The organism is Vibrio sp. Y42_MX_L11, assembly GCF_024181785.1.
In the GTDB taxonomy this organism is placed as follows: Bacteria; Pseudomonadota; Gammaproteobacteria; order Enterobacterales; family Vibrionaceae; genus Vibrio; species Vibrio diabolicus.
The window spans coordinates 89,124-115,591 of record NZ_JAMZAP010000014.1; the positions used below are offsets into that span (position 1 = coordinate 89,124).

At 45.2% G+C, this 26,468-nt stretch carries 18 protein-coding genes and 1 pseudogene; 14 read left to right on the forward strand and 5 right to left on the reverse strand.

Going from position 1 to position 26,468, the window contains the following annotated elements; genetic code table 11:
• Window positions 1-220 precede the first annotated feature (220 nt).
• Complete coding sequence (gene brnQ / locus NL643_RS15055; RefSeq protein ID WP_253644727.1) at window positions 221-1,531, forward strand: branched-chain amino acid transport system II carrier protein; 1,311 nt, start codon at window positions 221-223, stop codon at window positions 1,529-1,531.
• Between the two features lie 529 nt (window positions 1,532-2,060).
• Window positions 2,061-2,843 (forward strand): GGDEF domain-containing protein, encoded by a 783-nt coding sequence (locus NL643_RS15060; RefSeq protein WP_253644728.1) that lies wholly within the window; start codon window positions 2,061-2,063, stop codon window positions 2,841-2,843.
• A gap of 45 nt (window positions 2,844-2,888) precedes the next feature.
• On the opposite strand, the gene NL643_RS15065 is transcribed toward NL643_RS15060, so the two are convergent.
• Window positions 2,889-4,238, reverse strand: coding sequence for a sigma-54 dependent transcriptional regulator (locus tag NL643_RS15065; RefSeq protein ID WP_253644729.1), 1,350 nt, complete (start codon window positions 4,236-4,238; stop codon window positions 2,889-2,891).
• 169 nt (window positions 4,239-4,407) lie between these two features.
• Here NL643_RS15065 and NL643_RS15070 point away from each other — a divergent pair, with 169 nt between their 5' ends.
• The 3 genes from NL643_RS15070 (at window position 4,408) to NL643_RS15080 (ending at window position 9,404) form a co-directional block, all read left to right on the forward strand.
• A complete protein-coding gene (locus NL643_RS15070; protein ID WP_253644730.1) occupies window positions 4,408-6,480 on the forward strand; it encodes an ATP-binding protein in 2,073 nt (690 codons plus the stop codon).
• A 213-nt stretch (window positions 6,481-6,693) separates the two neighbouring features.
• The gene (locus tag NL643_RS15075) at window positions 6,694-7,821 is read left to right on the forward strand and encodes a conjugal transfer protein TraF (protein WP_170901985.1); all 1,128 of its coding nucleotides are present in this window, start codon (window positions 6,694-6,696) and stop codon (window positions 7,819-7,821) included.
• A 191-nt stretch (window positions 7,822-8,012) separates the two neighbouring features.
• A complete protein-coding gene (locus NL643_RS15080) occupies window positions 8,013-9,404 on the forward strand; it encodes a glycoside hydrolase family 1 protein (protein WP_253644731.1) in 1,392 nt (463 codons plus the stop codon).
• A 99-nt stretch (window positions 9,405-9,503) separates the two neighbouring features.
• On the opposite strand, the gene NL643_RS15085 is transcribed toward NL643_RS15080, so the two are convergent.
• Window positions 9,504-11,540: a PhoX family phosphatase gene (locus tag NL643_RS15085; protein WP_253644732.1), complete on the reverse strand. Its 2,037-nt coding sequence runs from the start codon at window positions 11,538-11,540 to the stop codon at window positions 9,504-9,506.
• Between the two features lie 266 nt (window positions 11,541-11,806).
• Between NL643_RS15085 and NL643_RS15090 the strand changes: the two genes are divergently transcribed.
• Window positions 11,807-12,145 carry a YggL family protein gene (locus NL643_RS15090; protein ID WP_005393599.1) on the forward strand — a complete coding sequence of 113 codons (339 nt, stop codon included), beginning with the start codon at window positions 11,807-11,809 and terminating at the stop codon, window positions 12,143-12,145.
• A 631-nt stretch (window positions 12,146-12,776) separates the two neighbouring features.
• Here the strand turns inward: NL643_RS15090 and NL643_RS15095 are convergent.
• Window positions 12,777-13,643 carry an AraC family transcriptional regulator gene (locus NL643_RS15095; RefSeq protein ID WP_253644733.1) on the reverse strand — a complete coding sequence of 289 codons (867 nt, stop codon included), beginning with the start codon at window positions 13,641-13,643 and terminating at the stop codon, window positions 12,777-12,779.
• 167 nt (window positions 13,644-13,810) lie between these two features.
• Here NL643_RS15095 and NL643_RS15100 point away from each other — a divergent pair, with 167 nt between their 5' ends.
• The 4 genes from NL643_RS15100 (at window position 13,811) to NL643_RS15115 (ending at window position 17,192) form a co-directional block, all read left to right on the forward strand.
• Window positions 13,811-14,056 (forward strand): hypothetical protein, encoded by a 246-nt coding sequence (locus tag NL643_RS15100; protein ID WP_005393590.1) that lies wholly within the window; start codon window positions 13,811-13,813, stop codon window positions 14,054-14,056.
• Window positions 14,057-14,585: 529 nt separating this feature from the next.
• A complete protein-coding gene (locus NL643_RS15105) occupies window positions 14,586-15,494 on the forward strand; it encodes a LysR family transcriptional regulator (protein ID WP_005393588.1) in 909 nt (302 codons plus the stop codon).
• Window positions 15,495-15,795: 301 nt separating this feature from the next.
• Complete coding sequence (rimK, locus tag NL643_RS15110) at window positions 15,796-16,701, forward strand: 30S ribosomal protein S6--L-glutamate ligase (RefSeq protein ID WP_005393586.1); 906 nt, start codon at window positions 15,796-15,798, stop codon at window positions 16,699-16,701.
• Between the two features lie 62 nt (window positions 16,702-16,763).
• The gene (locus NL643_RS15115; RefSeq protein WP_005393584.1) at window positions 16,764-17,192 is read left to right on the forward strand and encodes a RimK/LysX family protein; all 429 of its coding nucleotides are present in this window, start codon (window positions 16,764-16,766) and stop codon (window positions 17,190-17,192) included.
• A gap of 66 nt (window positions 17,193-17,258) precedes the next feature.
• Here NL643_RS15115 and NL643_RS15120 read toward each other — a convergent pair whose 3' ends face one another.
• Window positions 17,259-17,984, reverse strand: coding sequence for an MBL fold metallo-hydrolase (locus NL643_RS15120; RefSeq protein WP_253644745.1), 726 nt, complete (start codon window positions 17,982-17,984; stop codon window positions 17,259-17,261).
• A gap of 323 nt (window positions 17,985-18,307) precedes the next feature.
• Here NL643_RS15120 and speA point away from each other — a divergent pair, with 323 nt between their 5' ends.
• From speA to NL643_RS15140, 4 genes and pseudogenes are all read left to right on the forward strand, one after another.
• Window positions 18,308-20,218: an arginine decarboxylase gene (gene speA, locus NL643_RS15125; protein ID WP_161444533.1), complete on the forward strand. Its 1,911-nt coding sequence runs from the start codon at window positions 18,308-18,310 to the stop codon at window positions 20,216-20,218.
• Window position 20,219: 1 nt separating this feature from the next.
• On the forward strand, window positions 20,220-21,140 hold the full coding sequence (gene speB / locus NL643_RS15130) for an agmatinase (protein ID WP_253644734.1): 921 nt from the start codon (window positions 20,220-20,222) through the stop codon (window positions 21,138-21,140).
• A 411-nt stretch (window positions 21,141-21,551) separates the two neighbouring features.
• A pseudogene (emrD, locus tag NL643_RS15135) lies at window positions 21,552-22,758 on the forward strand (multidrug efflux MFS transporter EmrD).
• Between the two features lie 311 nt (window positions 22,759-23,069).
• A complete protein-coding gene (locus NL643_RS15140; RefSeq protein WP_145534206.1) occupies window positions 23,070-25,235 on the forward strand; it encodes a S9 family peptidase in 2,166 nt (721 codons plus the stop codon).
• A 215-nt stretch (window positions 25,236-25,450) separates the two neighbouring features.
• On the opposite strand, the gene NL643_RS15145 is transcribed toward NL643_RS15140, so the two are convergent.
• Entirely contained in the window at window positions 25,451-26,446 is a 996-nt protein-coding gene (locus NL643_RS15145; protein WP_006741232.1) for a porin, read from the reverse strand.
• Between the last annotated feature and the right edge of the window lie 22 nt (window positions 26,447-26,468).

The window sequence follows — 26,468 nt, forward strand, 5'->3', positions numbered from 1 at the left end:
TCTCTAAGGATCACCCATGTCAGCAACTGCGCAATTACAATTCGCTTTAAAACGCCCATCTGGCGTTGCTGCTGCGATCCTCCTGCTCTCTCTGGAACTGATTCAGAGCTGACAGGCTATATCTAAACTTTCTGTCAGCTTGAGAAGAAGCTGACGGGAACACCACATACTCCTCCCATTCCTTTCAGTTTCTTCCAAGCGAAACATAAGAGGAATAACAATGTTAAGCGCACGCAATATCGCCGCTCTGGGCTTCATGACTTTCGCCATGTACTTAGGCGCGGGTAACCTGATCTTCCCTCCATTTTTGGGTTACCAAGCAGGTGAAAACTTTCTGAGCGGGATGTGTGGCTTCCTCTTGACGGGTGTAGGTCTGCCTGCGATGGCACTGGTGATGGTGGCTATCGTAAACGGTTCAGACAAATTAACCGCCGCCCTACCTAAACCTTTGGCGACCAGTTTTTGGGTGATGGTGTTTATCGTGATTGGTCCTGCATTCGTAATCCCACGTGCGATTACCGTGGCTTACCAATTTAGCTTTGCACCAATGTTTGGTGATGCCGCTTTGGTGCCTTTCACAATTGCTTTCTGCGTTATCACTATCTTGTTTGCGCTGTACCCGGGCAAATTGGTCGACAACCTAGGCAAGATCTTAACCCCTGCATTGATGGCTATTTTAGTGATCATGTCTGTAACCGCTCTGGTTTACCCAGCCGGCGAGCTTACTACTGCAACGGGACCATACGTATCTGGCGCATTTGCTGAAGGCTTGACCCAAGGCTACATGACCATGGATGCACTAGGCTCTATCGGTTTTGGTTGGATTATCTTCCGTGCGATTCGCAGCATGGGTGTGGATTGTCCGAAAGCCACTGCAAAATACACACTAATTGCTGCTTTGATGTATGCCGTTGCCATGGCATTTGTTTACATCTCATTGGCTTACATTGGCTCAACAAGCTCATACTTAGGTTCTGAATTCAGTAATGGTGGCGATATCTTAACGGCGTTCACCTTCAGCCACTTTGGTGCGTTTGGTTCACTACTACTAGGTGCCGTGATGGTATTGGCTTGTTTGACTACAGCTATCGGCGTAACCACTGCAGGCAGTGAGTTTTACGACAACACTTTCAGCAAAGTGAACTACAAAGGCTGCGTTGTCACGACTATGGTATTGGCAGGTTTAATCGCTAACGTAGGTCTAGAGCAACTATTGGCTATCACATTGCCAGCGGTTGTGGCGCTTCACCCAGTAGCGATTGCATTGATGATCATGGCACCAGTGCGTAACAAGATGTCGCAAATCATGGTGGTCGCGACGGCATTCACTGCTCTAACGTTTGGTTGTGTTGATGCGCTGCACATCCTAGGTTACATGCCAGATTCCACCGATGAGTGGATGGGTAATTACATGCCTCTGTACAATGACTTTGCTAGCTGGATTATGCCTAGCGTATTTATGATGATTGTTGGTCTGCTGTTTACGACGAAAACCAACCAAACCGAACAATTCGAGCTGGTAAATGAATAGCCGTTTAACATAAGACATCACTCAATAAGTAAGTTAATATGTAGTTCGCTTATTGATATCAGGCAAAGGAGTTGCCTGAACTATGGATTGATGTGGAGCGCTTATGGACAATCAGTATTTAGACATCAGAACGCTCAACTTTATCGTTATTCTGTTCTCTTGCATTTACTCAATCAGTCTACTTTGTTACCAATACACACAGAAAAAAATCAAAGGCTTAAAGACTTTTTCTCTCTCGCTGTTATTTATTGGCTTTGGGCCTTTTTTACTGGGATTTAGAGGCTCCGCACCAGATTGGCTTACCATCGTCATAGCTAATACGCTCATATTAATCGGCTTCTTGCTTACGCTTTACAGCGTGAGCATTTTTCGTCAATTCCCTCTAAAACTGGCCCACTCACTCGCTTTTTTAACGCCCATTTTCAGCGGTTCGTTTTATTATTTCACCTTCCATGACCATTCAATTAAAAGCCGTATCATTTACTTAAGTGTTTATATCTGCATCGTTACGTTTTTTAGTGGGATCGCCATGCTGAAAGGTACCAAGCAAGACCAAAAACTCCCAACCATAGTGATGGCGTGCTCCTTCTTTTGCTTCAGTATTTTTATGGGCTTCAGAGCACTTTGGAGCGCTTTCGCCAATGAAGTGCCAAATTTTATGACCGCAGGTTTTATCCACCAGATGACGTTTTTACTTAGCATCTGTCTGATTGTCGCTATGAGCTTTAGCATGTTGTGGCTAATTAATGGCCGCTTGATACAGTCAATCAATGATCTCTCACATTTAGACGCTCTCACAGGGCTTCATAATCGTCGCGCGATGGAAGAAATTGTTCCAAACCTTGTTAATCAAGCTCACAAACGGAACCAATCAATAAGCATCATCATGACCGACATGGACGAGTTCAAAGTAATTAATGATCACTACGGCCATACGGTAGGCGATTCCGTCATGGCTACGATTGCCGCTATCTTTAAGAAACACCTCCCAGAGTCAGCTTGCGCAGTACGATTTGGTGGTGATGAGTTCATGATTGTTTTACTTGAAAAAGCACAACGCGCCAAAATTGTTGCCGAGCAAATTCGCCTGGCGGTGGAAACTGAAGCCTCATTGCAGTCATTCGAAAATGAGATCACCATGAGTTTTGGAATCAGTGAGTTATCAGAGGGACAATCGCTTCACGAGGTCGTTGCTGAAGCAGACGAAGCGCTGTATAGCTCTAAACATACGGGCAGAAACCAAGTCACCTTGTTTGGAGAAGGGAAAGGCCTAACTTATAAGTTTGTCCCAACTCCCTCAAAGAGCGCTTAATCATATTTGTGACGCCCATAGCGGTAAATCAGCTTAAAAATGGCGTTAAGTATAATCAGAGCGATTTAAACCAAACTTTTGCATCTTTTGATTCAAAGTTCGACGAGGTAAATCCAACTCCTGCATCACCTCGTTAATGCGTCCGTGATGCCTGACCAATGAATCATGCAGCACCTTGCGCTCAAAATTGTGTAATTGAATAACCAGTGGAACACCCACTTGCGTCTCCTCCGTGGTTGACGAAGGACGGCTAGAGAGAATTTCCATCACAGATACCGTTTCATCCAAAGCAAAACGCATAGCCACGTTTCGCAGCTCTCGAACATTCCCAGGCCAAGCGTAGGAAAGCACAGCGTTTCTATCTGCATCACTCAATGGTCGGGTTTCAGGGTTAGTTTGCAAGGTGAAGTGCTCAAACAAAATCAGTGAATCTTCTTCTCTCTCCCTGAGTGGCGGCAAATAAATTTGCGCGACGTTGAGCCGATAGTATAAATCTTGCCGAAACTCTTCATGATCATTGAGATCTTCTTTCGCCGCCGCGATCACTCGTAAATCAACGCCGATCTGCTGATTCCCCCCCACTCTTTCAACGGTATGCTCTTGAAGCGCCCGCAGCACTTTCACCTGCATCGACAACGGCATGCTTTCTATCTCGTCAAAAAACAACGTGCCTTTATCCGCGTATTCCAATTTGCCAATGCGCTTTTTACCCGCTCCGGTAAATGCCCCAGCTTCATGCCCAAACAGCTCACTTTCAAACAGGTTCTCAGGAATGGCGCCACAGTTGATTGGCACAAAATGATGGGTTCTGCGTTGGCTTTCATTGTGTAAACTGGTCGCCACCAGCTCTTTACCACAACCTGTTTCACCGTAAATGATCACGTTAGTATCGATTTTCGCCAATTTCGCAACTTGCTCACGTAATTGCTGCATCACTCGACTTTGACCAATGAGCACCTCTTCTAAACCACTCACGCTAGCTAGATACTCTTGGCGGTGAAGCGTCGATGTTTGCGCGCGATGGCTCTCGACCGCATCTGTGACACGTTGAGACAAACGCTCCGGCTGGAAAGGTTTTTCAATAAAATCAAACGCGCCGTTTTGTAGCGCATTCACCGCCATATCCACATCACCATGACCAGTAATTAGTATCATTGGTGTTGGAATGTGATTCGCAATAAGGCTCTCTAAAATCGAAATTCCATCAGTATCTGGCAAACGAACATCACTAACTATCGCATCAAACTCTTGGTTCAGAATGGCGGTTTTGCCTTCCTCCCCCGAGCTAAAAGCTATGACGTCAAACCCCGCCAATTGCAGCCATTGGCTTGTTGCTTGACGAACGATGTCATCATCTTCAATTAGGGCGATACGCGGAATGTCGTCAAAAGTCATGAGTTACTGCCTGATCGGTGATAGAAGTCTTTGCTAAAGTTAGCAAAAACCATGCTATAGAAAAGGAGCTAGATCCCACTTCTTAATCACAATTCTTTAACATCCAATCAGTTAAGCGCACTCTTTCACTACCAACTACGATAACTATATTCAGCCAAACGGAGTCCGAATGCAGCGCACTAAGAATGGGAAAATGTGGCTAACCGCCGTATTGATCAGTGCGCTGGTGATCTTTTTCTACGGTGCTAGCCGAGAGGTGGCCCATCAATGGCTGAGCGTCCAAACTCAACAAGAAGCACAACAGAAACTCCTCGACTACATTGGTGAAGTCCGCCGAGCATTAAAACGTTTCTATCACCTTCCCTATCTCGTCACGAATAACCCAGAAACAATTGCGTTTGTTAAAGGCAATTTAAACTACTACGAGCCACTTCAAGCACAACTGACACAGCTCGATAAAGCCGCGAATACAGAGGGTTGGTTGATACTTTCAACCTCGGGAGAAGTGTTGGTATCGAGTCTGATCGATGAACGGTTCAGTCGCTCTGACCGCCGTGCGATTGTCGAACAAATACAACGTCAGGGAGAAGGCGTCTCACTAGTGAATAAAACAAAAGGTTCTAGTCCACTTTACTACCTCTCTGCACCAATTTTTGATGGTTTGGAGATAGCGGGCATCGTTGTTGTTCAAATCAACCTGAGTTTGCTAACAGAGCAGACCATCACCAGCCAAGACATCATCACGCTACAAAATCGCCATCAACGCTTCTTCCTCTCCAGCAGCACAAACTATAACGCCGACTGGTTTAATGAACCGAATAACCAAGTCAAAGTCGAAACTCAAACGCTGTATGACAATACGGTGATTCATTTCTGGACTCTCAATCAGCAGCGCTACTTTGCACACACAGTAAAGCTGGACGACTTAAACTGGTTTGTCAGTTACCTTATTCCGACCAAACCTGTTCAGCAAACGATTAGTGTCATTGGATGGAGCATCGCAGCGCTCCTCCTGCTCCTTATCCTGTTGGTGATCATTGGTTTACAGCGTCGACAAAAGCATCTCAATCAGCAGCGTATTCAAGCCTTACTAGAAGAATCGCAACGCCGACTTAAACAGATGATCAATAAAACACATGTTGGTTTGTTGTTGATTGATGAACAAGGTCTATTGTTCGACCTCAACCCAATGGCAAAACGCCTTTGTTGTCTTCCTGAAAGTGTGAATCGTCATACCTTCGCCTGGGAGTTATTTGATGCGGGTAATTCAAATTCAACCACACTCACTTTGCTTAGAGATCTGCCAAAGCATAAGGAACTGGCAGAGATTAGCGCTGTAGAAACCATGGCGCGACGCAGTGATGGCAGCGTATTTCCTGTACTATTTTCACTCACTAGCTTCCCATGGCACGGTGAGCAGTATTTCCTTGCTACCGTAATCGACATTAGCAAACGTAAAAAAGCGGAACAATCGCTGCAGCTGATTAACCAAGAGCTCGCTCAAAGGGTGGAAGAGCGAACTCAAGCTTTAAAACAAGCCCAAGAGCAATTGATTGAATCAAGCAAAATGGCAGCATTGGGCAGAATGTCGAGCGCGATTACCCACGAGTTAAACCAACCATTGACTGGCCTGCGTACCCTTTTAACCACCAACGAGTTGCTAGCAGAACGTGGACAAACAGACATGATGAAAGCCAATAACAAGTTGATTCAAAAGTTGATTGACCGCATGGCGAGCATGACCAGTCAGCTAAAAACGTTTGCCTACAATAAACCAGAAACACTGCACGAGATATCGCTGACAAACGCTTTAGAAGAGACGCTACGCGTCTATCAATCTCAACTCGCGAAGGTAGATGTTCGGGTACGCATTCCCAACGACTTACCCAATATCATTGGCGAAGAGCAACGCCTACAACAAGTGCTCGGCAACCTAATTTCTAACGCATTAGATGCGATGAAAGAGACCCAAGAACCACAGTTAATGATTGCCGTTACACCCACTTCCGATAATGTCGAGGTCGTGGTAAGTGATAATGGGTGTGGGGTACCTTCAGACCAACTCGATACCATGTTCGAGCCTTTCCAAACCAGTAAAAAAATTGGTGAAGGACTAGGGTTAGGGCTTTCCATCACCGCCAACAATATGCGAGATATGCATGGGAAAGTCAGTGCGCAGCTCAACGCTGATAAAGGCATGTCCTTCACCTTAATGTTTGAGCTCGCTCCTCATCGTAGCTAATCCAACGCCATCTACCTCTCCAGCTTTTCTCCACGCAATTAAAGAGCAATAAACCCTGATCAACTTTATAAAGCGAGTTGCCTAACCTACGCTTAACTTGATGAATCGCCACATGCTATTCATCAGCACAATTTTTGGTGGTTGACACCAAGTTTTAGCTCCCACCATCTAATTTATTGATAAGTAATTATTTAAAGTAAGAATGGATGCGTTATGAGAAAACTAACTTTAGCAGCAACAGGGGCGCTTTTTATTTTATCACCTCACGCTTTTGCAGCACCTTACGCAGCGGACGCTCGAAGTCACGGAATGGGAAATACAGGCGTTGTTTCCGCTGACTATTTAACCGCTCCTCTACACAACCCAGCCCTAGGCGCTCTCTATCGAGAAAATGACGATATCGGCCTACTCATTCCTGCTCTCGGCGTCAATATTCACGATGAGAATGAAGCTTTATCAGCCGTTGATGATGTTCAAGACCTTTACGATAGTATTCAGGGCATTCCCACACCTGCGAACGAAGCCGAACTTAATCGACTACTCGATCAATTAGATAAGAGTGCTCCAGTCGTCATTAACGGAGGTCTGAGCCTCGCGATTGCGATTCCGACACGCTACATGTCGGTAAACCTTTTTAGCGCTGGTTATGTGGAGATACTTGCGGCACCCGATATCTCAGATTCAACAAACACCGCAGATCGATACCTCAATTCTGCCGTCGACCTAGCGGCTTTCGGTAGTGCGGAATATGGCGTTGCCTTGGCTCGCGCTTACACGATAGGTGGGCAGCAATTCGCATTTGGTATTACGCCCAAATACCAACAGCTTAAAACCTATACGCAGCGTACAACACTAGATGACTTTGATATCGAGGATTACGACAAAAGTGAAGTATCAAAGAACACGTTCAATATGGATCTTGGGGTCGCTTGGTATCACAACGCATTTAGAGCTGGTCTCTCGTTAAAAGACGTCTTCGAACAAGATATAGAAACAAAACTTGGCAACTATACCTACGAACTCACGCCACAAGCGACCCTTGGTATCGGCTATGTCGGGGATTATGTCGCTCTGAGCCTAGACGCCGATCTCACCAAACAAAAGCGCTTTAAAGAGCTCGACGATGACACCCAGTTTATTCGCGTTGGTATCGAGGGGAATGCTTGGGGATGGGCGCAACTCCGCGCTGGTTATGAAGTTGACCTAGAAAATAACCTCGATAACTCGGTGACAGGTGGCATTGGCATCAGTCCTTTTGATGTGATCAGTGTAGACCTAGCAGGGTCTTACGCTGGCGATAACCAGTTTGGTGCGGCGGCGAATTTAGCATTTACGTTTTGAATACGAATGCCAACCTAAATTCACTTAGGTTGGCATTGTTAACAACCATCCTATATCTCAATGTTTATCATTACTGACGTTTGGTGATGAACTGATAAAAACACGATCTCGCTACAAGTATCGAGATGTCTCCTACACTATTCTCAAGCAATAAATCCACAAATATTTCCTAAATATAAAGAGTGAGAAACATGATTAAGTTTCCAGATAATTTCCTTTGGGGTGGTGCCATTGCGGCAAACCAGGTAGAGGGGGCATACAACCTTGGGGGGAAAGGTTTATCAACATCAGATATGTTGCCAAACGGCATTCTAAGCCCGCATCAAACGCGTGAAGAACGAACGCCTGGTATCAAAGATCTTGCTATCGATTTCTACAATCGCTATCCAGAAGATATTGCCCTGTTTAAAGAGATGGGATTCACCTGCCTGCGCTTATCCATCGCTTGGAGCCGTATTTTTCCTAATGGCGATGAGCTTGCGCCAAATGAAGAAGGACTGGCGTTTTACGACAAAATTTTTGATGAGCTAGCCAAACACGACATTCAACCATTTGTGACGCTTTCTCATTACGAGATGCCTTACGCCTTGGTTGAGAATTATGGTGGTTGGGGCGATCGTCGAGTGATAGAGTTTTTCGAGCGTTACGCTCGCACCGTGCTGGAACGCTACAAAGACAAAGTGAAGCTATGGTTAACGTTCAACGAAATCAACATGTCACTGCATGCGCCATTTACGGGAGTGGGCTTGCAAGAAGACGCCAGTGAACAAGAGATTTACCAAGCGATTCACCACCAGCTAGTCGCAAACGCGAAAGCGGTAAAACTGTGTCAGCAAATCGTACCAAACGGCAAGATTGGTAACATGCTGCTTGGCGCAATCAACTACCCATACACTTGTAACCCTGATGATGTGTTAGCCGCCATGCATGAAAACAACAAGTGGTTGTTCTTCGGTGATGTGCAGACTCGTGGTCAGTACCCAGGCTACATGAAACGTTACTTCCGTGAAAATGGCATTGAAATTCAGATGGAAGAAGGCGACTTAGAAGAGATCGCATCGGCAAGTGTCGATTTCATCTCATTCAGCTACTACGCAAGTGGCTGTGCGAGTGCCGATCCGAAACAGAAAGAAGTGGGTAACATCGTCGATAGCGTACCAAACCCATACCTTGAAAAGAGCCAATGGAGCTGGTTGATCGATCCAAAAGGCCTGCGCGTTTTGCTTAACTTCCTTCACGATCGTTACCAAAAGCCGCTATTTATCGTCGAGAATGGCTTAGGCGCTCGCGATGAATTCGATGAAAACGGGGAAATCCAAGACGATTATCGAATTTCATACCTTAATGATCATTTGGTTCAAGCACACGAAGCGATTCTTGATGGCGTTGAGTTGATGGGCTTCACCAGCTGGGGGCCTATCGACTTGGTGGCTAACTCAACAGCCGAAATGAGCAAGCGTTACGGTTATATTTATGTCGATCGTCATGATGATGGGCAAGGAACGCTAGAGCGTAAACGCAAGAAGAGCTTCTACTGGTATCAAGACGTGATTCGTACTTCAGGCGGTTCATTGAAAAGCTAAGCCTGTTGTCTGGATATAAAGTGCGACTAGGCATTCGCCTAAACCATCAAGCCCTGCATTTGCAGGGCTTGAATTTTAAGGTGTTAATGCATTTAGAGATTAAACTGCAATCTCTCCACCGTCTTCACGTCGAATGACAACCGTCGCCGCTCTTGGGCGCACAGAAACACCTGCAGGCGTTTCTTCGGCGGCATCTTCACTGTATGGCCAGTTACCTGGGTGCTGAATATTCACAAACAATGATTTGTAATCAGGGCTGATAGTAAAGCCTGTCACTTCACAACCATTTGGTCCAACAAAGAAGCGTTTAAGCTCAGCTTGGTTATCTGCACCAATCACTGCTTGGTCACCATTCTCATCTGTTAGCTTAGATGGCACAACGGCCAACATTTGATCATTAGTGTAAGACGTAACTTCATCTGCGCCGTTATCGGTCTGAATCCACAAAATACCACGGCCATCAAACGCTAATCCGTCAGGGCTAGCAAACTGGTTTAGCTCATTCAGGCCAGAACGGTTGGTATCTGCATCACCATTTGCTGGCGAACCAAAGACAAAAATATCCCAAGTAAAGTCTGTAGCTGAGGCCCCTTCATCCCAACGAATAACGTGACCAAACTTATTGTTCAAACGTGGGTTCGCAGGATTAGTTTCATCAGTACGGCGCGTATTATTCGTCAATGTTAAGTAAACCGAGCCTGTGAATGGATCAACCGTACACCACTCTGGGCGATCCATTGGAGTTGCCCCAACGAGGTCAGCCGCGCCTGCCGTATTAATGATAATTTCAGCCAATGAGTTAAAGTGATCCGCTAACGTACCACCAGATTTTGTCACGCTATCAAGCGTCAACGGTAACCAAGTACCTGTACTGTCTTCATTGAAACGCGCAACATAAAGTGTGCCTTCGTCCATGTACTTATCGCCTGTCGCTAGGCGGTTATCAGGGTTAGCATCTGCTGGATCCCACGCTGCCGCAGATTCAAATTTGTATAGGTACTCAAAGCGAGAGTCGTGACCAGAGTAGAATACCACTGGTTTGCCTTCTTCAAGCTTACCAAAAGTACAGCCTTCGTGACGAAAACGACCTAGTGCAGTACGCTTCTTCGCACGCGAGTTTTGCGTGTAAGGGTCAATTTCGACGATGTAACCGTGACCATTGGCTTCATTACGGTAATCATCCATTGCACTTGCTCCTGTTGGAGCCACATTAAAGCGAGAGAACTCATCGAGTCGCTCTTCTGCATTTCCTGCAAGTGTTTCCCACAAGTAGCGTGTGCTTTGGTCATCAACACCAATGCGATCTTGTTCTTCTGTACGAGTCCCGGCGTTAACAAAGTAACCAGGCCAGTTCTCTTCACAAGTTAAGTAAGTGCCCCATGGCGTGTAGCCGTTGCCACAGTTGTTTAACGTACCACGTGCTTGGCTGCCATCTGGCGAGAAACGAGTGACGGTTAGTGACGTGTGCGCGACCGGGCCAGATAAGTCCATTGCTGTCGCACCAGTGTAACGGCGGTTTAGTGGATCGGTATCAACTAGCTTCCACATGTTGTCTTCAAGCTGAATACGAACCACTGATACGCCATGAGCGTTAATCTCTTTGCGCACTTCATCTACAATGGTACGTACGCCATTTTCAACCGTCGGACCGTTTGGATGCAGTGCTGATGTATCAATGTACTCGTGGTTAATACATAGCAAGCCATCTGTGGTGCTATCGTTCAATGGGAAAAAATGCATGCCGTCATGGTGCATGCCTAGCGCATTTAACTGATCGGTACTGGTGTTGGTACCATCATTTTGCCATGCGCTGCCTTGTGCATTAAGTGGTGTTCCCCAAGGTACCAATACTTGTGCGGTGTAGCCTTGTGGAATTGAAACGGCGTCAGTGAGTGAGCCAGGAATAGATTCAAAGTTAAGAACGGCTTTAGATACGCCCGAGCCACTGCTTACTGTACTTCCTGAGTCCGATGAATTACAACCAGCCAATCCGAAAGCACCAAATGCAGTCATCGCACTGATGCCTAAACCACCTTTCAGAATGCTGCGTCGAGATAGGCTCGCTTCTAATACTTCTTCAAATGGTTTGTTTTCACTTTGGTTATAACGCGTCGCGTCAAAGGTTTCCTTGCTCATTTTTACTTTCCCGATCTTATAGTTTAATTAATAAATAAGTGATTAGTTGAACGGCAAGAAGTTTGGAGAAGAAAAATGACAAAAGTGCTTAAAACATATGAAACTTGTGTTTCATTAGTGCAGCAAACTCAGCAGCGTTACCAATTGAGCAATTAAGTTTTGGTCACATAATCACCAACTGTATCGCTTCATTCTGATTTTACTTGGGCTAAAGTGTGATAGAAGGTATAAGGTGTACGAATTCAAATCATCTACGAGAGATAATCATGAAATTAGACAAGATCGATAACAAGAGCCGTCGTATCCGTAAAAAGCTGTTCTTAGGTGAGTTCGCAATCCTAGGTTTCGAGATCAGCTGTGAAACAGACATCAACGACTTCGACCGTTACGATGCATTCGTTGATGACTTTATCGACTACATTGATGGGCTTGGCCTTTGCTTCGGCGGCGGTGGTCTAGAACTGTTTGAAGGCTTCCTATGCTCTACTGACCGTTACGGCAGTGCTACTGAAGAGCAAAAAGCACAAGTTATTGCATGGTTAGAAGCACGTCCAGAAGTGAAAAGCGCAAAAGCTGGCGACTTGGTTGACGCAAACTACCTGTAAGTAACAGAGTCATACTGACAATAATAAAAAGCTGGTCTCCGGACTGGCTTTTTTACTTTTGGAAGTGTGTGATAGTAAAAGTAGAGTGCTTGGAGGTTGTGCGGAGTGAATGTGATTGTGGCGTTTTTGAGCTGGCAATCAGCGGGAAACGGCGTTCCACTGCCAGCTCGTGCCTTTAGGTATCATTAACTATGATTTTTTAGCTGGTGCGTCTTTCGTGTCTTTCCAGTATTGAATACGCACACGATGTAGCTGAGCTCTTCTAGTCTTTTTCATAGTAAAATCCCTCATCTTATATAAGTAACGCTCCTTATGGAGCTTATTGTCTAAGGTCGAATCCCCTTCAATCTATAAGGGAACCAATTATTTAACCGTGACCAATTTCACAACATAATGATAATTACCGATTTCTTGCAGTCATCTTTGGCTAGTAAACGGCGTATTATCTCTCTGACACGGTTAACTTACTCACCAGATATGACAGAAAAATGGCAATCAAGTTCCCTATATTATCTGTCACTGAATCTTAATAATGATTCCTGAAAAATTTTGCAAGTAAGATATCAATTGCCCATCACTTTCAGCCGAGTAACTCTTTTCGCGTTCGTGATCGCAGTTGTGTGCGACCCAATTAAGGCTGGATTCGCTGCTGATATTGCTGACGGTACTCGCGTGGCGTAAGCCCTTTATACGTTTTGAAGTGACGATTAAACAGGGCTTGGTTTCGATACCCTACTCTCTCAAACACAATTCCAATCGGCAAAGGCGTTGATTGCAGCAAATCTGCGGCATGATTGATCCGCAATTTCATTAGGCGTTGGCTAAACGGCTCTTTAAAGTGCTTTTGAAACAATCTTGTGACCGCACTTTCACTCAGCGATAAATGGTTCGCCAAGTTCGCGAGCGTCACTTTGCTAGCAAAGTGCTGTTCGAGATACGCGTTGACACTTGCCACTCGTTCTCTTTCCTGTAATTCGTGTTCACTCATCGATAAATAAGAGTGAGTCATCAGTGTTTTCGCTCCTTCATCGTGAGCAATCAGAGACAAAACATGGAGAAATCTCGAGAGTTGCTCCATTGCAGGAAACGTCATGAGCTCATGCAGAAGATCCACAACGTGCTGAGCTGTCCGCTCAGAAAACACCACACCTTTGTTGGCCGCCTTTAAAAGCGGATCAAGCTTTCTAAGCTCTGCGCAATAGAACATCAAATTGGCAATCCACTCACGCTTAAACCAGATCACATGAGTCTCGCACTTGCTCTCGACCAATGTGGAATGAATAGAGTGAGGCACACCTGGAGCGATCAATAGCATTTGGTTGTGAGTCACTTCTAATTCGTGATGACCAATATGCAAACTGCCAGTGAAGTGGCGATGGATGACTAATTCAAACACATCATCGTGAAAATGGAGATCGTACTCTTTTTCTGGCTCATCAATGCGACGATAGCGCCAAGAAAAACCTGGTCTTTGTGGTACTTTTTCGATGTGTGCCATTGGCTACTCCACAAAATAGTATTGTTTCACGCTCAAATAATATCAGTATTGCCAGCTTAATCTTCATCACGCCGAAATAGTATTGATATTAAGCGGCATACTATCAACTTTGTGTCGTCACGCTCCTTATTGTTGCCTTGAAAGACAAGATAACTAAGGAGGCTTTCATGAGTCACTTCACTGTCAAGCTACGCCAAGTCCTGCACAAAACACGTGATGAATGGGCAACATTCGCCATCAAAGAAATGGAAATTCCACCTAATACTATCGCCAAATTTTATGGCTACAAATCGAGTTGTGATCTTGAGCAAATTCTTAAACAGGATGAAAACGACGCCAATTCGGACATTTGCTCGACACCACGTGCGAGATCTCTCACAAGCAATGTAAGCAAAACGACCATCATTGACTAAGATAAAATCGAAAAGTTAGTATAAATCATTGAAAATTATCACTTATGACATTTCACACAATATTCGCTGCCAAAGTTTTTTTACCTAGCTAATTGAGAGTAATCAGCAAAACATCAATACTGATTGTGTCGACAGGATGTTGGCGGGAACAGGAAAAAAACCTAATGGACTAGGTATCTTCAGGATGAAGATTTGGTAGCTTAGGATGAGTTATCAGCAAGGATGTAGTTAAGCTCTAGGATAGAGTTCGCCCGTCAGGATGATAGGCAAGAATGGACACCGCTAGGAAGGCGATGAACAAGGAACTCGGTTAAAGGACTTAGCCACAATCAAGGATAGATGCAGGGAGCACCTATAGTAGCCGGATTGCTGCGAAAGAGAATAAGCCCCGTCTGGGAAACCAGGCGGGGTTTTATTTTGTCTGCTATTTATTATTCTCGAGGCACCCGATTCTCTTGCGTCGATTTATTTCGTGCCGTGCTATCATTTTCTCTACGTCTTTCAGCAAGCTCACAGCAAATCTCACATTATGCTTAATCCTGTTTGGTTACATACATTTAAGACATTGATTGAAGTCGGTCATTTCACACAAACGGCAGAAAAACTTTTTATGACCCAACCTGGTGTCAGCCAACACATCAAAAAGTTAGAGCAAAGTTGTCAGCATGCGCTGATCAAACGTGAAAACAAAAGCTTCGAATTAACAGAGCAAGGTCGGATTGTTTACGCCTACGCGCTGGAGTTAGAAGAAAGAGAGAAAGCGTTGCTCGAAGAACTCAGTTTTGATGATGCATTTTCAGGTCACTGTAAACTGGCCTGTTCTGGCGCAATGGCATTGATGCTGTATGGCCCTCTTTTAGAAAAGCAAAAACAGCACCCAGGCTTATCGCTGCATTTAGAAGCCGCACCCAATCACTCGATTCTCAATGCAATAACGGAAGGAAGCATTGATATTGGTATCGTAACTGATGTTCCTCACAAAGGTTTATTTCACAGTGAAAGAATTGGTAAGGAGCAGTTGTGCTTAGTCCTACCTAATCAATACCGCGAAAAGCAGATAACACCACAACTCTTGCACGACTGTGGTGTCATTGCCCATCCTGATGCCAAGCACTACATGACGCTGTTTTTTGACCAATGCGCGGAACAAGATCTCCAAGAAATTAAGATGAGCGATTTACCATTATCCGGCTACGTGAATCAATTAAGCCAAATTTTACTACCTGTGAGTAAAGGACTCGGTTTCACCGTACTGCCTCAAAGTGCTGTCGACAATTTCCCACAAAAAGATACCTTGCACATCGCACAACTGAAAAACACCGTGTGTGAAGAGTTATTTTTAGTTCGCAAACGCAGCCGTGTTCTGCCACTGCGCTATCAAACAATTAAAGATGTGTTATTGGACGTCATCACAAACTCAAAACAAACTACAGAATAGCCTAACGTTTTAAACTCGTCGTAATCCGTTTGCTTAAAAAAGTCCACAGACAACTTCCGGCTTACGACGCTGAGAGTGCCCGATGATTCAACAAATTATTTTTGTCGTAACGACGAGTTTTTTTCGTTTTCTTCTCGCGAGAAAATAACCTAAGGTGCGCACCTCTAACGAAGTGGTTGTCCAACCACACATCTAAATCGTTGAAGTCAGTAGGTAATATCACCTAAATATCACATACCTGCTGCATTCTATACTCTATACTTATATTTTTAATTTGGTACTGACTTACTAAGGAATTGCCATGCGTATTGCTATTCTCTCTCGTAATGAGAATTTATATTCAACCATGCGCCTAAAACAGGCAGGTGAAGAGCGTGGACATCAAGTAGACGTCATCGATACTCTGCACTGTTATATGGACATTACGAGCAACAACCCTAAGATCCGCTATAAGGGTGAAGAATTGCCACAATACGACGCTGTGATTCCTCGCATCGGTGCATCCATCACATTCTACGGTACCGCGGTTGTACGTCAGTTTGAAATGATGGGCACATTTTGTGTCAACGAATCGGTCGCGATCAGCCGCTCTCGTGACAAATTACGCTCGTTGCAACTGTTATCGCGTAAAGGCATCGGCTTGCCGCGCACTGGCTTTGCTCACCACCCTGATAACATTCAGGACGTGATCAAAAATGTTGGTGGCGCACCTCTAGTGATTAAATTACTAGAAGGAACTCAAGGCATCGGTGTTGTGCTTGCTGAAACCAACAAAGCAGCAGAAAGCGTGATCGAAGCATTCATGGGGTTGAAAGCAAACATCATGGTGCAAGAGTTCATCGAAGAAGCTAAAGGCGCAGACATACGTTGCTTTGTTGTCGGTAATAAAGTGATTGCAGCGATGAAGCGCCAAGCGAAAGAAGGCGAGTTCCGCTCTAACTTACATCGCGGCGGCTCTGCACAGTTAGTGCGACTAAGCAAAGAAGAGCGCGCTACTGCGATTAACGCGGCAAAAGTCATGGGGTTAAACCTATGCGGTGTAGATATCCTTCAATCTAAAAACGGCCCAGTGGTAATGGAAGTGAATTCTTCACCAGGTCTTGAAGGTATCGAGCTCGCTACAGAAAAAGACGTTGCTGGTATGATTTTCGACTTTATCGAGAAAAACGCAAAACCACACGCAAACCGTACTCGTGGTAAAGGTTGATAATTGTTTGAGTGAGAGCCTGCTCAGTAGGCTCTCGTATTACTCATCGCTAGGATGACACTATGAATCAGAAAATGATCATTGGGAACGCCGAAGCTATTTGCTTACCTGAGTTAGGGATTACTCACCTTGAAGCGCGCATTGATACGGGCGCACAAACCTCTTCATTGCATGTAGATAACATTGATTGCTTTGAAAAAGATGGTCAGTCTTACGTTGCATTCGATCTACACCCGGATGTTTATCATTTAGAACAAGTGGTTCGCTGCACAGCGAAGCTAAAGGCAAACCGTAAAGTGAAATCTTCAAACGGTACCTTTGAGCATCGCTGCGTTATCACTACCATGCTGCGCATGGGTGACAAACAATGGCCAATCGACATTACGTTGACCAACCGTGAAAAAATGACTTACATGATGTTGTTAGGCCGTCAGGGTATGGCAGACAAAGTGCTGGTCGACCCTAGCCAATCTCATTTATTGGCATCTTAACCCCGTAGCTTCAGATGAGTGATCGAGCGTCTTTGTTGAGCATCACTCATCTGGCTTTATCTTCGTCTACTTCCTGCGAAATAGCGCAAACAACAATCCCTTCGCTTTAACCTTTGTGACGCGCCAATGGGTCATCGGCTTAGTCGGCGCAGTATGCAGAATGTGCTGATACGCTTTCTCATCAAAAGTCACCTCTCCCCCATGCGCCAAAAGCAAACATTGCGGCTCCATCTCAAACACACGCTTTAATGATTGGCGATATTGGTTTGGATGAAATATGGGAAACGGCGCAATCAGGTGTTTCTTAACTTGCACCATCAAATCCGCCACATACAATACATCTTGTTCAGAATGATAAACCGACAAATCTCTATCGGTATGTCCCTGCGTTTCTAGTACCTGCCAATCATCAAACCCCGGAATACACTCTCCATCGATGAGTTCGATATCTGGCTTTAACTTGCGCGAATACCACAGGTTTTGCTTTGGTTTACGCATCCGATTCGCCATCCAGCGTGCCAACATCAAATCGGTCAAATGCATTAGCCAACCGTCTATACCGCTATACCATTGGCTCTCTCGCTTTGCGGCCAATAGCTTACATCCAGTTAAATCACGCAGTTTGTGCGCGCCACCAGCGTGGTCTGGATGCATGTGAGTTACAACGACCAACTTTAGGTCAGAAAAAGGACGATGGAGTTGATGTTCAATAAAATCTTTAAGGTGAGGAATATCTGCTCGACTTGCACCATCAAGCAACATTAATTTATCGGGATATTCGGCGAGATACATGGTCTGAATGTATCCCTGAATTCTGTGCAGCTGCAAAATATGTCCTTATTTGAGTGAGATTTTTCATGACCGCTTCCATGCTGGTCAGACCAACTATAACAGCTGAATGGACGCTCTGGTAAACAAATGTTCACATCAGCGCACGACAAGAAATCATAATCGAGATGATAGATTTTAATCATTAGACTCAGCGGCACTTTTATCCGTTAATGCGCGCACACGGAGTTCGTGTCAGGGTATGAGGTTAATGCCTCATGATTTGCTTTTTTGTACTTTTCCTTCTAATTAATTAAGGACTTAAGTACATTTTTGTGAGAATCGAGTTGGAAAAAGCAACTAAATTAGACCGCATCCGCGCGGACTACAACGTTCACTACTGGAGCCAAGGTTTCTACGGTATTGATGACCAAGGCGAGGTTTACGTATCACCTCGTAGTGATCGTGCACATCAAATCCCTTTCAGTGCCATTGTAAATGAGCTAGAAGCGAAGCAGTTAAATCTGCCTGTATTAGTGCGCTTCCCGCAAATCGTGCACCAACGTGTGCATGGAATTTGCCACGCTTTCAACCAAGCAATTGAAGAATACCAATATCCAAACAAATACCTGTTGGTGTACCCAATTAAAGTAAACCAACAACGTGAAGTGGTGGATGAAATTCTAGCGAGCCAAGCTCAACTAGAAACCAAACAGCTTGGTCTTGAAGCGGGTAGCAAGCCAGAATTGTTGGCAGTACTTGCATTGGCTCAACAAGGCAGCTCCGTGATCGTGTGTAACGGCTACAAAGACCGTGAGTATGTGCGTCTTGCACTGATCGGTGAAAAGCTAGGCCACAAAGTATTCATCGTACTAGAGAAGCTTTCTGAGCTGGATCTGGTGCTAGAAGAAGCGAAAAGCTTGGGCGTAAAACCGCGCCTTGGTTTGCGCATTCGCCTCGCCTCTCAAGGTGCGGGGAAATGGCAAGCAAGTGGCGGTGAAAAATCGAAATTTGGTTTGTCTGCATCGCAAGTGCTTAGCGTTATTGAACGTCTGAAACGCGAAGGCAGCCTAGATGCGATGCAACTGGTTCACTTCCACCTTGGCTCACAGATGGCAAACATCCGTGACGTACGTAATGGTGTGAATGAGTCTGCACGTTTCTACTGCGAACTGCGCGCACTGGGTGCAAACATCGAATACTTCGATGTGGGCGGCGGTTTGGCAGTCGACTACGACGGCACACGCAGCCAATCATCGAACTCGATGAACTACGGCCTTGCAGAGTACGCACGTAATATCGTCAACACAGTGGGCGACGTGTGTCAGCAATACGAACAACCGATGCCAGTGATCATATCTGAATCCGGTCGTTCACTGACAGCGCACCACGCTGTGTTGATTTCTAACGTAATTGGTACAGAAACATACCAACCGGAAGAAGTGCATGAACTTGGCGCAGATGCTCCACTTTTGCTACAAAACATGTGGCGAAACTGGGAAAACTTACAAGATGGTACAGACGCTCGTGCGTTAATTGAGATCTACAACGATACCCAAAGTGATTTGGCAGAGGTACACTCTCAATTCGCAACTGGCGTGCTTAACTTGGAGCAACGTGCGTGGGCAGAACAACTGTCACTGCGCATTTACTTCGAACTAAGCCGCAAGATGAGCACTAAGAATCGCTTCCACCGTCCGATTCTGGACGAGTTGAGCGAACGTCTTGCAGATAAGTTCTTCGTGAACTTCTCTCTCTTCCAATCTCTACCAGATGCTTGGGGTATTGATCAGGTGTTCCCTGTTCTACCACTTTCTGGCCTTGGCGATGCGGAAGAGCGTCGTGCGGTAATGTTGGACATCACCTGTGACTCTGATGGCGCGATCGATCACTACGTTGATGGTCAAGGCATCGAGAGCACGCTACCTGTACCAGCTTGGAGCAAAGACAAACCATACCTAATGGGCTTTTTCCTAGTAGGCGCATACCAAGAAATCCTTGGTGACATGCACAACCTATTTGGTGACACCCACAGTGCAGTAGTCAATGTTGATGAACACGGTCAATTTGAGATCAGTTACATCAATGAAGGTGATAGTGTAGAAGACATGATGCGCTACGTTCATATCGACGTGGATGCGATTCGTGACAATTACAAACAATTGGTTTCCCAACGAGTTGAAGCCAATGAACAAGCACAAATCCTAGCAGAACTAGAACAAGGTCTAGCGGGATACACCTATTTAGAGGACTTCTGATATGAATGATTTGTTTACTAAAACCGATTATTCGCTTTACTCCAACTCTATGTCGTTTTTACGTCTACCGTACATTCGTAATCCGGTATCGGCAGACGCAGACGTTGTGGTGCTAGGGGTTCCTCTGGACATGGCTACATCTGGTCGTCCAGGCGCGCGCATGGGTCCAGATGCGATTCGCCGTGCCTCAGTCAACTTGGCATGGGAAGGTAAGAAGTTCCCTTGGGACTTCAACGTATTGGATAAGCTGAAAGTGATCGACGCGGGCGATCTCGTGTTTGACTGTGGTGATGCGGAAGATTTCACTTACCGTCTAGAGGCGGCAACCAGTGAAATTCTAAAAAGCGGTAAAACCATGTTGGGATTGGGCGGTGACCACTTCATCACACTGCCTATCCTGCGTGCCTACGCGAAGCATCATGGTCAAATGGCTCTGATTCACTTTGACGCTCATACGGATACCTACGCAAATGGCAGTTCATACGACCACGGTACAATGTTCTACCATGCGCCGAAAGAAGGTTTGATCTCTGCGAAGAACTCAGTACAAATCGGTATTCGTACTGAATACAAACAGCAAGATCACGGCTTCAATGTGATTAATGCGATGCAAGCGAATGACATGTCGGTGAACGAGATCTTAGAAGAGATTCGTCGCACCGTCGCAGACAAGCCAGTGTATGTTACTTTTGACATCGACTGCTTGGATCCAGCCTTCGCACCAGGAACAGGTACACCCGTTTGTGGTGGCTTGAACTCAGACAAAGCATTGAAGATCATTCGTGGCTTAACCGGTATGAATATTGTGGGTATGGATGTTGTAGAAGTATCGCCTCCGTACGACCACAGTGATGTTACCGCATTAGCGGGAGCAACCATCGCGCTAGAAATGCTTTACGCATACGCATCTGGCCGCGAATAAACATAATCATTTCTAAGGGAGCTTCGGCTCCCTTTTTATTCATGGTGCCTTCTCTAGTCTTTTCTTCGTTCGAACCATGTCTTGCTCTGGCTAACCAAAACAATTCTTCTCCCCTCGGTTTTAACCATAAAAACCAATAACTTATAAGTGGGTTTACATTCACAACAAATAAGAGATTTAACGTAATTCAACAAAGAAAAGCAGCCTGTTTCCGAACGCAAATTAAGATTAGTTTTTCTAATCCATATTATAGATTTTTATCTTGCTCAACTTCACACTTTTCGATTGCTAATTGTACACGAAAAGACTAATATCTCGCGCAAATAGCCCCGTAACACCAAAAGTCTGTTGGCACTCTGCATTAGAGCGCTAAGGGTTTTTACGTCTTAAATTTTTTGGAGAGATACGCAAATGTCTGCTTCGTTTCCATTAGCGAAACTTACCTTTTTAATCGCAATATTGACTGCCGTGGGTCAAATGACCCAAACAATGTACGTGCCTTCAATCGGTCATATGGCGGGTGAGTTTTTTGGTGTCTGCGTCATCACTTCAAGCTGTGATGGCTTGTTACCTAATTCCATATGGCTTATCGCAATTCGTGTACGGTACGCTATCGGACCGCTTAGGTCGCAAGCCAATCATCATAGCAGGCCTACTTATCTACATCGTAGGTACATTGGTGGCGCTCTTTTCACACCAATTTGAATGGTTCTTGATTGGTAGTTTCATCCAAGGTTTAGGTATTGGCTGCGGTGGTGCGATGTCACGTACTCTGACTCGCGACTGCTTTGAAGGTTCTGAGCTACACAGAGCAAATAGCTTAATCAGCATGTGTGTGATTTTCTCACCATTGTTGGCTCCCGTGCTTGGCGGCTACTTAACCGAAGCGTTTGGCTGGCGCTCTAGCTACCTATTCTTAGCGCTGTTTGGCATTGCAGTGGTGATTACCATGATGACCAGCATGATGGAGACGCTACCAAAAGAGAAACGCAAGTTCGAACCAGTAGCCAAAAGCTACAAACACGTTTTGTCTGACCGCCGCTTCCAAGGCTTTTTGATCTGCCTAGTTGCGACGTTTGCTGGCGTAGGTGTGTTCGAGGCAGCAGCTGGGGTATTGCTAGGTGGTGTATTGGCATTACCAGCAACAACGGTAAGTTTACTGTTTATCTTACCGATCCCGGGTTACTTGGTGGGTGCCGGCTTATCTAGCTACATCGCGCAGCGTCGCTCTGAGCGTCGTGCTTTAAATGTGGGCTTGGTATCGATTTTTGTTGGCTCTGCTATTGTGCTCATCCCTGGCTTGTTTGGTTTAACCACGGCGTTAACGCTGGTTGGTGGCGCAACCGTGTACTTTTTGGGTGCGGGTATCCTATTCCCAGCAGCAACAACCGGAGCAATTGCGCCATTCCCATATCATGCAGGAACAGCTGGCGCGACATTGGGTGGCATGCAAAACTTGGGAGCAGGTATTGCGACCTTGCTTGCATCACTATTTCCAGCGCATAACCAGATGCCACTAGGTGTTTTGATGATGGCAATGTCGGTAATTGCAGTGCTTGGGCTCATGTGGGTAAATCGAGCGCACAACCACTCAAACGAAGTGCCGCAAGTCATCTGATCATTATCGACTAACGTTCAAAATCCAAAAGGGGCACACTAAACTAGTGTGTCCCTTTTTTCATATCACACTATATCGATTTACCGATGAGAATGATTTAACTTTCGAATTGATATTTGTTAAAAATAACAGCTGCTTACACAATGTGTTTTCAGCTCCCTTCAAATTGAGTAGCCAACTCGGAAATATTGAGAATTCTCACTTTTTCGGCACACCCCATAACAAAGAATGGACAACTGAAAACCACTAACGAAATGAAAGCCCAGCCCTCAGGATGAGGCCACTTGGGTGTATAATAAGGACAAAAACAGATGCGTTTCACTTTAACTACGTTGGCCGTCTCGGTCGCGCTTGTCGCCGGATGCAGCAATCAAGGAACTCCCAGCATGACTCAATACTCCCAATCACAGATCGTTGCTCAACAAACTCAAGCTCCGGTTGCGAAAAAAGTCCCTCACGCGATGACTATTCATGGTGATACTCGCGTTGATAACTACTACTGGATGCGTGACGACGAACGTAAAGATCCGGAAATTTTGCAGCACCTAGAGCAAGAAAATCAGTATGCGGAAACCGTTCTCAAGCACACTGAAGCTCTTCAAAATGAACTATTTGAAGAAATTAAAGGTCGCATAGCAAAAGACGACAACTCCGTTCCTGTGCGTAAAGGCAACTACTTCTACTCAAGTGAAGTGACCGGAGATAACGAATACGAAGTTCACCTTCGAGCTAAAGACTTTGCAGGCAAAGACAAGCAAGTCATTTTAGATGTCAATGAACTTGCAAAAGAACATGAGTTCTTCAGTATTGGCGGCTTGTACGTTAGTCCGAATGAAAACTTACTAGCGTATGGCGAAGATACATTAAGCCGCCGCGTTTACACTCTTAAGATCAAAGACCTGAAAACAGGCAATTACCTACAAGATGAAATCGAAGGCGCCTCAAGCGCGATTGCATGGCAGAACGATAACAACGCCTTTTACTACATCAAAAAAGATCCACAGACCTTGCTGGGCTACCAAGTGTATCGTCATGTTTTAGGCACGCCACAAAGCAGTGATGAGTTGATTTTTGAAGAAACCGACAGCGCCTATTACACCTCACTAAGCAAAAGCAAAGATGGCGAAGATATTTATATCTGGCATTCCAGTACAGAAACCAGCGGCGTCTCCATCATCGATGCGAACAACCCTAAAGCAAAGGCGAAGCCTTTTTATCCTCGTGAAAATGGCATTGAATACAGCATTTCTAAGCTAGGCGATTGGTATTACATTTATACCAACTATCAAGCCGTGAACTTCCGTTTGATGAAAGTTAAGCAAGAAGAGATGCACGATCGCTCTAAGTGGCAAGACGTGATTGCCGCAGACGACAACACTCAACTTGTCGACTTCGAGCTATTCGATGATCACCTCGTCTATGAGCAGCGCTCTAACGGCCTAGCAAGCGTCACTGTACGTCAGCTTTCAACAGGAAAAGAATTCCCCCTCACATTTAATGACGATGCGTTTGCTGCCTATTTGACAGGTAACCTAGAGCTGGATAACGAGAAAGTTCGTATTTATTACAGCAGTTTAACCACTCCAGGAACCTACTACGATTTCGATCTAAAAACGGGCGAGTCAGAAATCATGAAGCAAACACCTGTACTTGGTGATTTTAATCCTGACAATTACCAATCAGAACGCATTATGATTACAGCCCGTGACGGTAAAGAAGTACCCGTTTCTTTGGTGTATCGTAAAGACTTATTTAAGAAGGATGGTACGAATCCACTCTACCAATATGGTTATGGATCTTATGGTGCAACCATTGAGCCAACTTTCCGCTCGACACGTTTGAGTCTATTAGACCGCGGCTTTGTTTACGCCATCGCTCATATCCGTGGATCTGAAATGCTTGGCCGTCCTTGGTATGAGGATGGTAAAAAACTCACCAAGCAAAACACATTCAACGACTTTATTGATGTAACTAAAGGTTTGGTTGAACAAGGCTACGGCGCGAAAGATAAAGTCTTCGCTGTTGGTGGCTCTGCAGGTGGTCTCTTAATGGGGGCTGTCATCAACCAGGCACCAGAACTGTATCGCGGTATCGGCGCTCATGTTCCGTTTGTGGACGTGGTAACCACTATGCTCGATGAATCAATTCCATTGACCACCAATGAATATGATGAATGGGGTAACCCAAATAACAAAACATACTATGACTATATGTTGAGTTACTCGCCTTACGACAACATCAAGGCGCAAAACTACCCAAACATGTTGGTAACGACTGGCTTGCACGACTCTCAAGTACAGTACTTTGAACCAATGAAGTGGGTCGCCAAACTTCGTGAAATGAAGACAGACGATAACGTCTTGTTGTTCAAAACCGATATGGAAGCCGGACACGGCGGCGCATCTGGTCGATTTAAACGCTTAAAAGAAGATGCGCTAGAGTATGCGTTCTTCCTCGATTTACTCGATAAAAAATAATCGTTTCAATTGAACTGCATCTCTAACAACAAAAATGCCCGCAACTTGCGGGCATTTTTTATAGACGCGCTCTCTAAACAGAGAGTTGGGGTACCTAAGCACATCATTACCAGTGTCTCTTATAGCCAACGGAAAGCAGAAAGAAAAACGCCTACTCACAACGAGTAGGCGTTAACACAATAAATGTGTTTAGGCAGTAGAAACTGGCCTATTTATTAGAAGTAGTAACGAGCACCTAGAGTCCAGTAGTCGTTCTCTTCGCTAGTGTAATCGTTACCTAGGTCAAACTGGTAAGCAGCAAACGTTACGAAAGCAGGAGTTACAGCGTACTCTGCTTGTAGCGCAGTTTCGCTTGAAACTGTCTTGTTGTCTTCTTCGTCTTCTACGCCTTCGTAATTAACGCTGAATGTCCAATCGTTCACGCCGTATGCCAAAAGAGCTTCAATTTGAGAAGTCTCTTTACGCATCTCGTAGAAGTAATCGTTCATACCGTATACTACTGCTGCGTATAGACCTGAACCGTACTGACCGTAGTTTACAGAGAATAGGTGTGATTCAGCGTTCTTAGTACCTAGAGTCGCGTTTTTAACATCACCGCCGCTGTATACGTAGCCTAGGCCAAAGCCAGCTACAGAACCGCTCAGTGCAACTTGACCACGTTGCTCGTATGTTGTTGCATCTGAAGTTTGCTCACCTTGCCAACCTAGACCTAGGTTGAAAGCAAAGCCTTCACCAAATTCAAAACCTTTACGGTAGCTAAGCATTTTATCAGCACGAGCTGAGCCTAGGTTGCCGTGGTTGTCGTACAAAAAGTCGTTCGCAAACGCGATTGGTAGATCCGCAACACCAGCGACATCGTAGTAAGGTGACCATTGAGTACCTGCAACAAGGCGACCGTACTGCTCGTGAGTTGCACCGATGTAACCTAGACGAGTTTTGAATGACTGTTCACCACCATTTAGGTAGTTAAGCGCCCATTCACCTTTAGCGTCGATAGTGATACCGTTGCCAATGTCTTTCTTACCCGCGACGTTAATACGTGGAGACACTTGATGAACTTTCACATCTTCCTCGTAGTACTCACCCACGCCAACTGAAACGTGACCGCCGATCGATAAAGATGTACCATCGCTGTTATAAACTTCTGCTGCGAAGGCCTGTGAACCACATGCTAGTGCCGCAACTGCAACGGCTAGAGTTTTCATTTTCATTGTTAACATCCGTATAGTTGTT

Excerpts from the sequence above, each read along its gene's own strand:
- NL643_RS15080 (WP_253644731.1), top strand. The coding sequence starts at position 8,013 with ATGATTAAGTTTCCAGATAATTTCCTTTGGGGTGGTGCCATTGCGGCA.
- NL643_RS15060 (WP_253644728.1), top strand. The coding sequence starts at position 2,061 with ATGCTGAAAGGTACCAAGCAAGACCAAAAACTCCCAACCATAGTGATG.
- NL643_RS15100 (WP_005393590.1), top strand. The coding sequence starts at position 13,811 with ATGAGTCACTTCACTGTCAAGCTACGCCAAGTCCTGCACAAAACACGT.
- NL643_RS15085 (WP_253644732.1), bottom strand. The coding sequence starts at position 11,540 with ATGAGCAAGGAAACCTTTGACGCGACGCGTTATAACCAAAGTGAAAAC.
- NL643_RS15075 (WP_170901985.1), top strand. The coding sequence starts at position 6,694 with ATGAGAAAACTAACTTTAGCAGCAACAGGGGCGCTTTTTATTTTATCA.
- NL643_RS15140 (WP_145534206.1), top strand. The coding sequence starts at position 23,070 with ATGCGTTTCACTTTAACTACGTTGGCCGTCTCGGTCGCGCTTGTCGCC.
- NL643_RS15065 (WP_253644729.1), bottom strand. The coding sequence starts at position 4,238 with ATGACTTTTGACGACATTCCGCGTATCGCCCTAATTGAAGATGATGAC.
- speB (WP_253644734.1), top strand. The coding sequence starts at position 20,220 with ATGAATGATTTGTTTACTAAAACCGATTATTCGCTTTACTCCAACTCT.
- NL643_RS15120 (WP_253644745.1), bottom strand. The coding sequence starts at position 17,984 with ATGTATCTCGCCGAATATCCCGATAAATTAATGTTGCTTGATGGTGCA.
- NL643_RS15145 (WP_006741232.1), bottom strand. The coding sequence starts at position 26,446 with ATGAAAATGAAAACTCTAGCCGTTGCAGTTGCGGCACTAGCATGTGGT.
- NL643_RS15115 (WP_005393584.1), top strand. The coding sequence starts at position 16,764 with ATGAATCAGAAAATGATCATTGGGAACGCCGAAGCTATTTGCTTACCT.
- brnQ (WP_253644727.1), top strand. The coding sequence starts at position 221 with ATGTTAAGCGCACGCAATATCGCCGCTCTGGGCTTCATGACTTTCGCC.
- NL643_RS15095 (WP_253644733.1), bottom strand. The coding sequence starts at position 13,643 with ATGGCACACATCGAAAAAGTACCACAAAGACCAGGTTTTTCTTGGCGC.
- NL643_RS15105 (WP_005393588.1), top strand. The coding sequence starts at position 14,586 with ATGCTTAATCCTGTTTGGTTACATACATTTAAGACATTGATTGAAGTC.
- NL643_RS15070 (WP_253644730.1), top strand. The coding sequence starts at position 4,408 with ATGCAGCGCACTAAGAATGGGAAAATGTGGCTAACCGCCGTATTGATC.
- rimK (WP_005393586.1), top strand. The coding sequence starts at position 15,796 with ATGCGTATTGCTATTCTCTCTCGTAATGAGAATTTATATTCAACCATG.
- NL643_RS15090 (WP_005393599.1), top strand. The coding sequence starts at position 11,807 with ATGAAATTAGACAAGATCGATAACAAGAGCCGTCGTATCCGTAAAAAG.